Here is an 11,231-nt window from a genome sequence, read left to right on the forward strand (position 1 = left end):
GTAGCCCGGTCTCAGCCGGGCAGTTGCGTGACGGTGACGGGAGTGTCCAGGACCCGGTCGTGGCCGGCTTCGCGGACTGGGCCGGTGAGGTCGAACGAGCCGGTGCACGGCAGGTCCGCGGACGAGCGGCCGACGAGCACCTCGATGGTTCCGGGTTCGACGATCCGGCGGAGGTCGAGACCGGTGAAGGCGGTGCGGTCGGCGTGCAGGGTGAACGTGACCCGCGCCCGGCGCCCGGGGTCGAGCGGGACCCGGGCGAACCCGGCCAGCTCCAGGACCGGGCGGGTGACCTGGGCCTGGACGTCGTGCAGGTAGAGCTGCACGGTCTCCTCGCCGGCGCGCCCGCCGGTGTTGTGCACGGTGACCGAAATGGACAGCCGGCCGTCGGTCGGGATCTCGCTCGCGCTCAGGTCGAGGCCGGCGTAATCGAAGCTCGTGTAGGACAGGCCGTGGCCGAAGGGGAACAGCGGCGTCGGGTCGAGGTTGCTGATGCCTTCGCTGTACCGGCCGAGCGGCGGGCTCAGGTAGGTGCCCGGCGAACCCCCGTGCTGCCGGGGGATCTGCACCGGCAGGCGCCCGGACGGGGTGATCCGTCCACTGAGGACACCGGCCAGGGCGCCGCCACCCTCTTCGCCGGGCATGAACGCCTGGACCAGGGCCGCGGCCCGGGCGGCGTAACGGCCGAGTGCGTACGGGCGGCCGGAGACGACCACGATCACCACCGGGGTGCCGGTGGCGAGCAGGACTTCGAGCAGTTCGTCCTGCAGGCCGGGCAGGCGCAGGTCGGGCGCGTCGCAGCCTTCGCCGGACGTGCCCTGGCCGAACAGGCCCGCGCGGTCTCCGACGACGGCGATGCACACCTCGGCGTCAGCGGCCGCGGCGGCCGCGGCGGCGAACCCGGAGCGGTCCTCCTCGCGGACGGGGCAGCCCTGCTGTGCGCGCACCTCGGCGCCGGCGAGTTCCTGGCGCAGGGACTCCACAAAGGACGGTGCGATCACCCCGATGCCGATTTCCGGGTGCCGGGGCAGGACGTGATTGGGATACGAGTAGCAGCCCATGAACGCCAGCGGGTCGTCGGCGCAGGGGCCGACGACCGCGAGCTTCCGCGCGGCCAGGGGAAGCACCCCGTCGTTGGCGAGCAGCACCACTGACTTCTCGGCGACTTCCCGGGCGATGGCCCGGTTTCGCGGCGAATCGAGGTCGATCGGGGCCGCGTCCGGGGTCCAGCCCGGGTCGAGCAGCCCGAGTTCCGCCTTCTGCCGCAGCAGCCGCCGCGCGGCGCGGTCGACGAGGTGCTCGGGCACCTCCCCGGCGCGCACGAGCCCGGCGAGTTCCTTGCCGTAACACAGGCTGTCGGGCAGTTCGACGTCGATGCCCGCGGCCAGCGCCAGCGCTCCGGCCGCACCGGCGCTGTCGGCCACGTGGTGCATGCTCTTGAGGAAGGCGATGGCCCAGTAGTCGGACACGACAACCCCGTCGAAGCCCCATTCGTCACGGAGGATGCCGGTCAGCAGCTGCTCGCTCGCGGCCGCGGGGACCCCGTCGAGGCCGACGTAGGCGTTCATCACCGAGCGGGCCCCGCCGTCCCGGATCGCCCGCTCGAACGGCGGCAGGATGACGTCGCGCAGCTCGCGTGGCCCGATGGACACCGGCGCGTGGTTGCGTGCGCCGCGTGAGGCGGAGTACCCGGCGAAATGCTTCAGCGTCGCGATGATGCCGGTCTTCTCGAGACCGCGGACGTAGGCGGTGCCGAGCGTGCCGACCAGATACGGGTCCTCGCCGAGGGTTTCCTCGACGCGGCCCCAGCGGTAGTCGCGCACGACGTCGAGGACCGGGGAAAGTCCTTGGTGGACACCGACCGCGCGCAGGTCTCCGGCGATGGCGGCGGCCATGCGCTCGACCAGGCCGGGGTCGAAGGTCGCGGCCCAGGCCAGCGCGGTCGGGTAGACGGTCGCGCCGAGGGTGGTGAACCCGGTCAGGCACTCCTCGTGCACGATCGCGGGAATGCCGAGCCGGGTCTCGGTGACGATTTCCCGTTGCAGGGCACCAAGCCTGGCCACCCCGTCGGCGGCGCTGACCGGCGCGGTGCCGAAGACCCGGGTGAGGTGCCCGATGCCGTCGGCGCGCACCTGCTCGAACGGGACCCCGCCGCGGGCGAACACGTCCTGCATCGGGGCGACGTTCCCGCTGACCTCCGGGTTGCCCGGCCACGCGCTGCCGAGCTGGGCGAGTTTCTCGTCGAGGGTCAGCTCCGCCAGCAGCGCGTCCGCGCGTTCGCCGGGGGACAGGGCGGGGTCAAGCCAGCGGCTCATCGTGCTCCTTCGTCCGGTGCGGGGCCGGTCGACTCGCGGACGACGAGCTGCGTGGCGAGTTCGACGTGGTGTGAATCGAGGGTGTCGCCGGTGATCAGCTTGAGCAGGGTGCGCACGGCGACGCGGCCCATGTCCTGCAGCGGCTGGCGGATCACGGTCAACGGGGGAGTGGCGAGGCGGGCGAGCATGGTGTCGTCGAACCCGATCACGCTCAGGTCCTGCGGGACGCGCAGGCCGCGGCGGCGGGCGGCCTCCAGCACCCCGAGCGCGGTCGCGTCGCTGGCCGCGAACACCGCGGTCGGCGGGGCCGCCAGTGCCAGCAGGCGGTCGCCGATGTCGAGCCCGTCCGGATGGCCGAACTTGCCGTGGCGCACCAGTTCCGGGTCGAACGCGACGCCGGCGTTCTCGAGCGCGGCCCGGTAGCCGTGCAGCCGGGCCTGGCTGCAGGAGGCCCCGGGCGGGCCGCCGGCGAACGCGATCCGCCGGTGCCCCAGCCGGAGCAGGTGCTCGGTGGCGGTGATGCCGCCGGACCAGTTCGTCGCGCCGACGCTGGTCACCTCGGCCCGGGGCAGGTTCAGCGGGTCGATCACGACCAGCGGCAGCCCGGCGTTCTCGAAGCTCTCGACCTGCCGGAGGGACAGCTCGGAGGTGACCACGATCAGCCCGGACCGGTCGTTGCTCTTGAGCCGCTGGGCCCAGTGGTTCTCCGCGGTCAGCGGGCCGGCGGACTCGGCGGCGGGCATCCGGCCCACGACCACGTCGATGCCGAACTCGGCGGTCGCGTCGGTCACGCCGCGCAGCACCTCGAGCGCGTACGGGCTGACCAGGTCGTCGAACACGATGTCGACCAGCGGGGAGGGCGTGATCGTCCGGCGCCCGTTCTGCGGCACGTAGGCCAGGTCCCGCAGCGCCGCTTCCACCTGAGCCCGGGTGTCCGCGGCCACGTCCGCCCTCCCGTTGAGGACCTTGGAAACGGTCGGCAGCGAGACGCCGGCGGCCTCGGCGACCGTGGCGAGTGTGGCGCGCTTCCGGGGTCCGGCGGGCATCGGTGTTCTCCTATCGAAAAGTTTCGAGAGCAATACGTCCCTGTGGAGGGCCAAAGTATCACTTGACGACGGAGAATTTCTAGTTTAGGTTTCGGCCCACCCCAGAGTGTTTTCGAAACTTTTCGAACCCCGTTTCGGACCCTTCGATGAGGAAGGTGCACCATGACACCGGGCACACGCCGGACCACGCGCATCGCGGCCGGGCTGGCGGCACTGCTGATCTTCACCACCGCTTGCGGCACCAGCGGCCCTTCGGGCGCGAGCGGCGGCAAGCCGACCGCCTGGGCCCTGACCGGCGGCGACGAACAGGTCTTCCGCACCTCGTTCGCCGGCGCCGGGATCGACGGCCAGTTCTTCGGCAATGACGCGTACAAACAGAAGATCCGCTCCGCCGTCGGCGCGGGCCAGGCCCCGACCCTGGTGTTCAGCTGGGGCAACGGCGGTCTGCTCAAGTCCTGGGTCGACGCCGGCAAGATCATGGACCTGACCCCCGAGGTGGCGAAGAACCCGGCGCTCACCGGGCGCTTCCTGCCGGCCGTGGCGAAGTCCGGGGTCATCGACGGCAGGACCTACGCCGTGCCGAACAACAGCATGCAGCCGGTTTTCCTGTACTACAACAAGGATCTCTTCGCCCGGGTCGGCGCGCAGCCGCCGAAGACGTGGGACGAGCTGATGGCGGTGATCCCGAAGTTCACCGCGGCCGGGATCGCGCCGTTCTCGCTCGGCGGGCAGAGCAAGTGGCCGCAGCTGATGTGGGAGGAGTACCTGGTCGACCGGATCGGCGGGCCCGGGGTCTTCGGCGCGGTCGCGGCGAACAAGCCGGGCGCCTGGTCCGATCCGGCGATCCTGGCGGCGAACCGGAAGATCCAGCAGCTCGTGGACGCCGGCGGGTTCGTCAAGGGCTTCAGCTCGATCAGCACCGACAGCAACGCCGACACCGCCCTGCTCTACACCGGCAAGGCCGCGATGTACCTGATGGGCTCGTGGGCCTTCCCGACGATCAAGCAGGCCGATCCGGACTTCGCCGCGAAGCAGCTCGGCTACACCACTTTCCCGGTCGTCGCGGACGGAAAGGGGAACCCGGCGGACATCGTCGGCAATCCCGCGAACTACTGGTCCGTTTCGGCCGGGGCTTCGGACGCGCAGAAGCAGGCGGCGGTCCAGTACCTGCGTGACGGTGTCATGAGCGACACGTATGTCGACGCCCTCCTGGCGGGCGGGTCGGTGCCGCCGGTCAACGGGATCGAGGCGAAGCTGGCCAAGGCCCAGGACCCGCAGTATCTGTCCTATGTGTACGGTCTGGCGCGCGACGCGCCGAACTTCCAGCTCTCCTGGGACCAGGCCGTGTCCTCCGGCCAGGCCGACGCGCTGCTGAACAATCTCGACCAGGTGTTCCTCAAGCAGATCACGCCCGAGCAGTTCTCGGCGAACATGAACGCGACGATCGGGAAATGACCCGGTCCCTCGTCCGGGAGCGGACCGCCGTGCGGAATGGACCTCGCACGGCGGCCCGCGGCGCCGCGCCGCACCCGGTGATGATCGCGCCCGCGCTGCTGTTCTTCGCGATCTTCGCGCTGCTCCCGCTCGGGGGAGTGGTGGTGCTGAGCCTGATGAAGTGGGACGGCATCGCCGACCCCGCCTGGACCGGGCTGGGCAACTGGGCCGCCGCGCTGTCCGACCCGGCCACCTATCACGCGATCGGCCTGAGCGTCCGGGTGATGGTGGTCAGCTGGCTGTTCCAGACGCCGGTTTCGCTGCTGCTGGGCGTGCTGACCGCGGGCCGCGGCCGGTACCGCGCGGTGCTGGGCGTGCTGTACTTCCTGCCGCTGCTGCTGTCCTCGGCCGCGATCGCCATCGCGTTCAAAGCCCTGCTGGACCCGAACTTCGGGCTGAGCCGCGCGTTCGGCGTCGCCGCGCTCGCCCAGGACTGGCTCGGCGACCCGACGCTGGCGCTGTACGTGGTGATCTTCGTGATCGGCTGGCAGTTCATGCCGTTCCACACGCTGCTGTACCAGGCGGGCGTCCGGCAGATCCCGGCGCAGCTCTACGAAGCCGCCCAGCTCGACGGCGCCGGCCCGGTGCGGCAGTTCTTCCACATCACCCTGCCCCAGCTGCGCTACACCATCCTCACCTCCTCGACCCTGATGCTGGTGGGCTCGCTGACCTACTTCGACCTGGTCTTCGTGCTGACCGGCGGCGGCCCCGGTGACGCGACGCGGTTCCTGCCGCTCGACATGTACCTCAACGGTTTCTCGAACAACGACATGGGCCGCGCGAGCACCCTGGCCGTGCTGCTGGTGGTCGCCGGCCTGGCGCTTTCGCTCGGCCTCGCCCGGTTCGCCCGCTTCTCGCGCGGCAGCCAGCAGGAGGGTGCATGATGCGGGCCCGCCCCAACGTCGCCGGCGGCCTCGGCGGTTTCGTGTGGCTGCTCATCGTGCTCGTGCCGGTGTACTACATCGTCGTGACGAGCCTGCGCGGGCAGCGCGGCTTCTTCGACGCGAACCCGCTGGCGCCGCCCGCCGACCCCACCCTCGAGAACTACCGGCTGGTGCTGGGCAACGACTTCCTGCGCTACCTGGTCAACAGCCTGACCGTCACGGCGGGCACGGTGGTGCTCACGGTCGCGGTTTCGCTCATGGCGGCCTACTACGTGGTGCGGGGCCGCACGCGCCTGGCCGGCTTCGGCTACACCGCGTTCCTTTTAGGACTGGCGATCCCGCTGCAGGCGACGATCATCCCGATCTACTACCTGATCACCCGCGCCCACCTCTACGACACGCTGCTCGCCATCATCCTGCCGTCGGTGGCCTTCGCGATCCCGCTGTCGGTGGTGATCCTGGCCAACTTCCTGCGCGACGTGCCGAACGAGCTGTTCGAGTCGATGCGCGTCGACGGCGCCGGGCACTGGCGGATGCTCTGGAGCCTGGTGCTGCCCATGGTCAAGCCGGCGATGGTCACCGTCGCGGTGTACGACGGGCTGAACGTGTGGAACGGCTTCCTGTTCCCGCTGATCCTGACCCAGAGCGCGGACCAGCGGGTGCTGCCGATGGCGTTGTGGGCGTTCCAGGGCCAGTTCCGGGTCAACATCCCCGCGGTGCTGGCCGCGGTCGTCCTGTCCACGTTGCCGGTGCTGGCCCTGTACATCCTCGGACGCCGTTACCTCGTCACCGGCCTCACCGCGGGGTTCGGCAAGTGACGGGCCTCAGCCGGGGCAGGAGCACCCGGCGCAGCGCGACGGCCACCTCCAGGATTCCCTCGCTCGCGAGGAGGTCGACGTGCCGGTAGCGCATGGCGTGCACGATCCGCAGCCGCACCCAACGATCGCATATTGTGCTACCGTTCGCAGAGTATGAGAACGATCCTGGGGGGTAGCGATGGGAACAGATCCGGCGGTAGTCGCGACGGCGGTCGTGGAGCTGGCGAGAGAAGGGCGTTTCGCGGACATCGAAGAGTTGTTCGCCCCGCGCTTGCGGGCAGCGGCGCCCCCGCCGACGCTGCGAATGGGCTGGGAAGGCCAGATCTCCAGGCTCGGCTCGATCACCGCGGTCGGCGAGCCGGTCCGCGAGCCGGCCGAGGCGGGCCAGGTCCGGGTCACGGTTCCGGTGACGTGCGATCGCGGTGGGCTCACGGTGGTGCTCTCGGTCGACGACACCGGCATCCTGCACGACCTGGTTCTCGCGCCGCCGGCCGCGACGTGGGCTCCGCCGCGTTACGCCGCTCCCCGGAAGTTCCGCGAGCACGAGATCACGGTCGGCTCCGGACCACTCGCCGTGCCCGGCACGCTGACCCTGCCCCGGGGGCGCGGCCCGCACCCGGGCCTGGTGCTGCTCACCCCGGGGCCCGCCGACCGGGATCTGACCACCGGGCCGAACAAGCCGTTGAAGGACCTGGCGTGGGGGCTGGCCGGCCGGGGGGTGGCGGTGGCGCGCTTCGACAAGCTGAACCACGTCCACCGGCAGGCCGGCGCCGAGCCCGGCTTCACCATGGCGGAGGAGTACGTGCCGCACGCGGTGGCCGCGGTTCGCCTGCTCCAGCGGCAGCCGGGCGTCGATCCGGCCCGCGTGTTCCTCCTGGGCCACAGCGGGGGCGGCAAGGCCGCGCCGCGGGTCGCCGCCGCCGAGGCTTCGGTCGCCGGCCTGGTGATCCTCGCCGGCGACACGGTGCCGTTGCCTCAGGCCATCGTGCGGGTCGGCGATTACCTGGCCGAACTGGACCCCGGTCCGGCCACGGCCGCCGCGGTCGAGTCACTCCGCCGGCAGGCCGCCCTCGTCGAAGATCCCGCCCTGTCACCGAAAACCCCGGCCGCGGACCTGCTCTTCGGCTGGCCGGCCTCGTACTGGCTGGACCTGCGCGGCTACGACCCGGTCGCCACCGCGGCCGGACTGGACAAGCCGATGCTCATCCTGCAGGGCGGCCGCGACTACCAGGTGACCGTCGCCGGCGACCTCGCCCGCTGGCAAGCGGGCCTCGCCCACCGGCCGGACGTCACCATCCGGATCCACGCCGCCGACGACCACCTGTTCTTCGCCGGGACCGGCCCGTCCACGCCCGCGGACTACGCATCGCCCCGGCACGTCGACCCGGCCGTGATCGACGGCATCGCCGACTGGCTGGCACTCCGCCGGCGTCCGATCGCCCGGCTGCGGCACTTCGCTGTCCGGCCGGGAAAACCCGCTGTGTAACGATGGGCCGCATGACTCTCGGTCCGGAAGATCGCACTGCCGCCGAGGCGCTGGACGCCCGTGATCCGCTGGCGTTCGCGCGCGGGCGGTTCTCGGTGCCGGAAGGCGTCGTCTACCTGGACGGCAACTCGTTGGGGGCGCTGCCTTCCGGGGTGCGGGCGGCGGTGCTGGACGCGGTGGACCGGCAGTGGGGACAGGACCTCATCGGCTCCTGGAACGGCAACGGCTGGTGGACGCTGCCGGAGCGGGTCGGCGATCGGATCGGCGCGCTGGTCGGCGCGGCGCCGGGGCAGACGATCTGCGGTGACTCGACGAGCGTGCAGCTGTTCCAGGCGCTCACGGCGGCCGCGCGGCTGCGGCCGGACCGGCGCGTCCTGCTGACCGACGCCGCGAACTTCCCGACCGACCAGTACCTGGCCGACGCCGTCGCGCGCCTGCTCGGGCTCGAGGCCCGCCGGGTCGACCCGGCCGCGCTGGAGGTGGGCCCGGACGTCGCGGTGGTGGCGCTGAGCGCCGTCGACTACCGGACCGGGGAGCTGTGGGACGTCGAGGAGATCACGCGGAAGGCGCACGCGGCCGGCGCGGTGGTCGTCTGGGACCTGTGCCACGCCGCCGGCGCGCTGCCCGTGGACCTCGACGGCCTGGGCGCGGACGCGGCGGTCGGCTGCACCTACAAGTACCTCAACGGCGGCCCGGGCGCCCCGGCCTGGCTGTACCTCCCGCGTCGGCATCAGCAGGCGGCCGACCTGCCCCTGACCGGCTGGACGGGCCGCGCGGACCCGTTCGGCCTGGCCGGGGCCTACGAGCCGGCCGAGGGCGTGGCGCGGGCGCGGATCGGCACGCCGCCGGTGCTGTCGATGGTGGCCGTGGAAGCGGCGCTGGACGTGTGGGACGGGGTGGACCTGGCGGCGGTGCGGGCGAAATCCCTGGCGCTGGGCGATCTCCTGATCACGATGGCGGACGGGCTGCGCGAGTACGGGCTGACCGTGGTGACGCCGCGTGCGGGCGCGCGCCGGGGTTCGCAGGTGTCGCTCCGCCACGAAAAGGCTTACGAACTCGGCCAGGCGCTGATCACCAGGGGAGTGGTGGGCGACTTCCGTGCGCCCGACCTGCTGCGGCTGGGCCTGGCGCCGCTTTACCTGCGGTACGTCGACGTGTGGGACGCGATGCACGCGCTGGCCGGGATCCTCGCGGCGAACGAGCACGAGGCCCCGCGGTACCGCCGTGACCAGACGGCGGTCGTGACCTGAGGCGATCTTTTAAGCTGCGGGCCAGTCCACGACGAGGGGGAACCGTGCCCGAACTGCCCGCTGACGATCGTCGCGCCGGGGTGTGGCCGCTGGTGCACGCCGAACGGGCCGCGCTGGCCGACGATCTCGCCGACCTGACCGGCGAGCAGTGGGCGACGCCGTCGTTGTGCGAAGGCCTGACCGTTCGCGAAGTGCTGGCGCACGTGAGCGCGGGGGCCGGCCTCGGCCCGCTGCGGTGGCTGGCGGGGGTGATCCGCTGCCGGTTCGACTTCGACAAGCAGGTGCTGATGCGGCTGCGCGAGCAACTCGGCTCGTCCCCGGCCGAGACGCTCGCCCGGTTCCGCGACCGCGTCGCGAGCACCACCAAGCCGCCGCTGCCGATCCTGGCGATGCTCGGCGAGGTGATCGTGCACGGCGGTGACATCCGCCGTCCGCTGGGCCTCCACCGCGAGATCCCGATCGGCACGCTCACCACAGTGGCCGAGTACTACGGGCAGTCCGACCAGGTGGTGCTGGCGCGCGGCCGCGTCCGCGACCTCCGGCTGGCCGCCACGGACGGCCCGTTCACCACCGGCCCCGCCGACGCACCGCTCGTCTCCGGCCCCACCCTCGCCCTGATCATGGCGATGACCGGCCGGGCCGCCTGCTGCGACGATCTCGAAGGTGCCGGGGTGGCGGCCCTGCGTTCCCGCTGCTGAAGGCTCGTGAGTGTTCATGACGGTTGGAACCGGGTGGATTCAGGCGGTCGTCGTAACAGGGTCTTGTGTGGACGGTAGCACCGTGAGGCGTTCGGCTGGGGTGTCCCAGCCGAGCGTTTTGCGGGGGCGGCCGTTGAGTTCGGCGGCGACTTTCGCTAGGTCAGTGGGTGTGTGGACGGACAGATCGGTGCCTGTGGGGAAGTACTGGCGCAGCAGCCCGTTGGTGTTCTCATTCGACCCACGCTGCCAGGGCGAGTGCGGGTCGCAGAAGTAGATCGCCATCTCGGTGGCCATCGAGATCCGGGCGTGCTGGGCCATCTCGGTGCCCTGATCCCAGGCCAGCGACGGGCGCAGCTCCTCCGGCAACCGCCGAATCATGGTGATCATGGCTTCGGCGGTTGCGGCGGCGTCTTTGCCCTCGGGCAGGTGCAGCAGCAGGCAGAACCGGGTGGTGCGCTCGACCAGAGTCCCGATCACCGAACGACCGTCCTTGCCGACGATCAGATCACCCTCCCAGTGCCCCGGGACGGCCCGGTCGGCGGCCTCGGCCGGCCGCTGAGAGATCGGCACCATCCCGGCGATCTTGCCGTGGCGGGCGCGGCGTCCGTCGGGGGTGCGCTGGGGTGTGCGGATCGCTCGGCCGGTGCGCAGGCATACAGCCAGCTCCCGCCGCAGCCCGCCGCGGCCCTGGACGTCAAGGGCCTGGTAGATCGTTTCGTGGGTCACGTGCATCCTCGGCTGGTCGGGGAAGTCCCGTTTCAGCCTGGCAGCGATCTGCTCGGGCGGCCACAGTGCGGTCAGGTCCTGCTGGACGCGGTCGTGCAGGACCGGGTCGATGGCCAGTTTCGCGGGTTTCGGTCGTGTCGCGCGGTGTTCGGCGGCGTGCTGGGCGGTGCTGGCCCGGTATCCGGTGGTGGTGCTGTTGCGGGCCAGTTCCCGCCCGATCGTGGCGCGGTGGCGGCCCAGCCGCCGCGCGATCTCGGCGTTCGGCAGGCGCTGGGCGTGCAGGACCATGATGTCCTCCCGCTCGGCCAGGGACAGGTAACGGCCCGAGCAGGCCGATGGCGCGTTGGTGATCACGCCGCCAGCCTGCTCGAACAACCGCCGGCCACTCGCCGGCGACACGCCGGCCGCGATCGCTGCCCTCTCCACGGGCAACCCGGCCCGTACATGATCCCAGAACGCCACCCGCCCCTGCCGGAGCAGCCAGCGTCGACGTTTCCTTCCCATCACAACACCTCCA

10 protein-coding genes are annotated in these 11,231 nt (G+C 71.6%); 6 read left to right on the forward strand and 4 right to left on the reverse strand.

Annotation, left to right across the window (positions count from 1 at the left end; genetic code table 11):
- Window positions 1–11: 11 nt before the first annotated feature.
- Both BMY97_RS12515 and BMY97_RS12520 read right to left on the reverse strand, forming a co-directional pair.
- On the reverse strand, window positions 12–2,312 hold the full coding sequence (locus tag BMY97_RS12515; RefSeq protein ID WP_091616935.1) for a beta-xylosidase/alpha-l-arabinosidase: 2,301 nt from the start codon (window positions 2,310–2,312) through the stop codon (window positions 12–14).
- On the reverse strand, window positions 2,309–3,358 hold the full coding sequence (locus BMY97_RS12520; RefSeq protein WP_091616936.1) for a LacI family DNA-binding transcriptional regulator: 1,050 nt from the start codon (window positions 3,356–3,358) through the stop codon (window positions 2,309–2,311). Before BMY97_RS12520 ends, BMY97_RS12515 begins: the two co-directional genes overlap by 4 nt.
- 162 nt (window positions 3,359–3,520) lie before the next feature.
- Here BMY97_RS12520 and BMY97_RS12525 point away from each other — a divergent pair, with 162 nt between their 5' ends.
- From BMY97_RS12525 to BMY97_RS12535, 3 genes are read left to right on the forward strand one after another with little or no spacing between them, the layout of a single operon-like run.
- A complete protein-coding gene (locus BMY97_RS12525) occupies window positions 3,521–4,813 on the forward strand; it encodes an extracellular solute-binding protein (RefSeq protein ID WP_091616937.1) in 1,293 nt (430 codons plus the stop codon).
- Window positions 4,810–5,736 (forward strand): carbohydrate ABC transporter permease, encoded by a 927-nt coding sequence (locus BMY97_RS12530; RefSeq protein WP_091616938.1) that lies wholly within the window; start codon window positions 4,810–4,812, stop codon window positions 5,734–5,736. Before BMY97_RS12525 ends, BMY97_RS12530 begins: the two co-directional genes overlap by 4 nt.
- Window positions 5,736–6,554 carry a carbohydrate ABC transporter permease gene (locus BMY97_RS12535; RefSeq protein WP_177231319.1) on the forward strand — a complete coding sequence of 273 codons (819 nt, stop codon included), beginning with the start codon at window positions 5,736–5,738 and terminating at the stop codon, window positions 6,552–6,554. The genes BMY97_RS12530 and BMY97_RS12535 overlap by 1 nt, the downstream gene beginning before the upstream one ends.
- Here the strand turns inward: BMY97_RS12535 and BMY97_RS47000 are convergent.
- A complete protein-coding gene (locus BMY97_RS47000; protein ID WP_177231301.1) occupies window positions 6,532–6,672 on the reverse strand; it encodes a hypothetical protein in 141 nt (46 codons plus the stop codon). The two genes, BMY97_RS12535 and BMY97_RS47000, sit on opposite strands and share 23 nt — an antisense overlap.
- 60 nt (window positions 6,673–6,732) lie before the next feature.
- On the opposite strand from BMY97_RS47000, the gene BMY97_RS12540 reads away from it, so the two are divergent.
- The 3 genes from BMY97_RS12540 to BMY97_RS12550 are packed head-to-tail and all read left to right on the forward strand — an operon-like array spanning window position 6,733 to window position 9,988.
- Window positions 6,733–8,040, forward strand: coding sequence for an alpha/beta hydrolase (locus BMY97_RS12540; protein ID WP_091616940.1), 1,308 nt, complete (start codon window positions 6,733–6,735; stop codon window positions 8,038–8,040).
- 11 nt (window positions 8,041–8,051) lie between these two features.
- Complete coding sequence (gene kynU / locus BMY97_RS12545; protein ID WP_091617106.1) at window positions 8,052–9,290, forward strand: kynureninase; 1,239 nt, start codon at window positions 8,052–8,054, stop codon at window positions 9,288–9,290.
- A gap of 44 nt (window positions 9,291–9,334) precedes the next feature.
- Entirely contained in the window at window positions 9,335–9,988 is a 654-nt protein-coding gene (locus tag BMY97_RS12550) for a maleylpyruvate isomerase family mycothiol-dependent enzyme (RefSeq protein WP_245787282.1), read from the forward strand.
- A 39-nt stretch (window positions 9,989–10,027) separates the two neighbouring features.
- Here BMY97_RS12550 and BMY97_RS12555 read toward each other — a convergent pair whose 3' ends face one another.
- Window positions 10,028–11,218 (reverse strand): IS30 family transposase, encoded by a 1,191-nt coding sequence (locus BMY97_RS12555; protein ID WP_091616942.1) that lies wholly within the window; start codon window positions 11,216–11,218, stop codon window positions 10,028–10,030.
- Window positions 11,219–11,231: the final 13 nt, after the last annotated feature.

It is taken from the genome of Amycolatopsis saalfeldensis, from assembly GCF_900110575.1.
GTDB lineage: Bacteria > Actinomycetota > Actinomycetes > Mycobacteriales > Pseudonocardiaceae > Amycolatopsis > Amycolatopsis saalfeldensis.

Coding starts and splice junctions, on each gene's coding strand:
- BMY97_RS12515 (WP_091616935.1), bottom strand. CDS start 2,312: ATGAGCCGCTGGCTTGACCCCGCCCTGTCCCCCGGCGAACGCGCGGAC.
- BMY97_RS12520 (WP_091616936.1), bottom strand. CDS start 3,358: ATGCCCGCCGGACCCCGGAAGCGCGCCACACTCGCCACGGTCGCCGAG.
- BMY97_RS12525 (WP_091616937.1), top strand. CDS start 3,521: ATGACACCGGGCACACGCCGGACCACGCGCATCGCGGCCGGGCTGGCG.
- BMY97_RS12530 (WP_091616938.1), top strand. CDS start 4,810: ATGACCCGGTCCCTCGTCCGGGAGCGGACCGCCGTGCGGAATGGACCT.
- BMY97_RS12535 (WP_177231319.1), top strand. CDS start 5,736: ATGCGGGCCCGCCCCAACGTCGCCGGCGGCCTCGGCGGTTTCGTGTGG.
- BMY97_RS12540 (WP_091616940.1), top strand. CDS start 6,733: ATGGGAACAGATCCGGCGGTAGTCGCGACGGCGGTCGTGGAGCTGGCG.
- kynU (WP_091617106.1), top strand. CDS start 8,052: ATGACTCTCGGTCCGGAAGATCGCACTGCCGCCGAGGCGCTGGACGCC.
- BMY97_RS12555 (WP_091616942.1), bottom strand. CDS start 11,218: ATGGGAAGGAAACGTCGACGCTGGCTGCTCCGGCAGGGGCGGGTGGCG.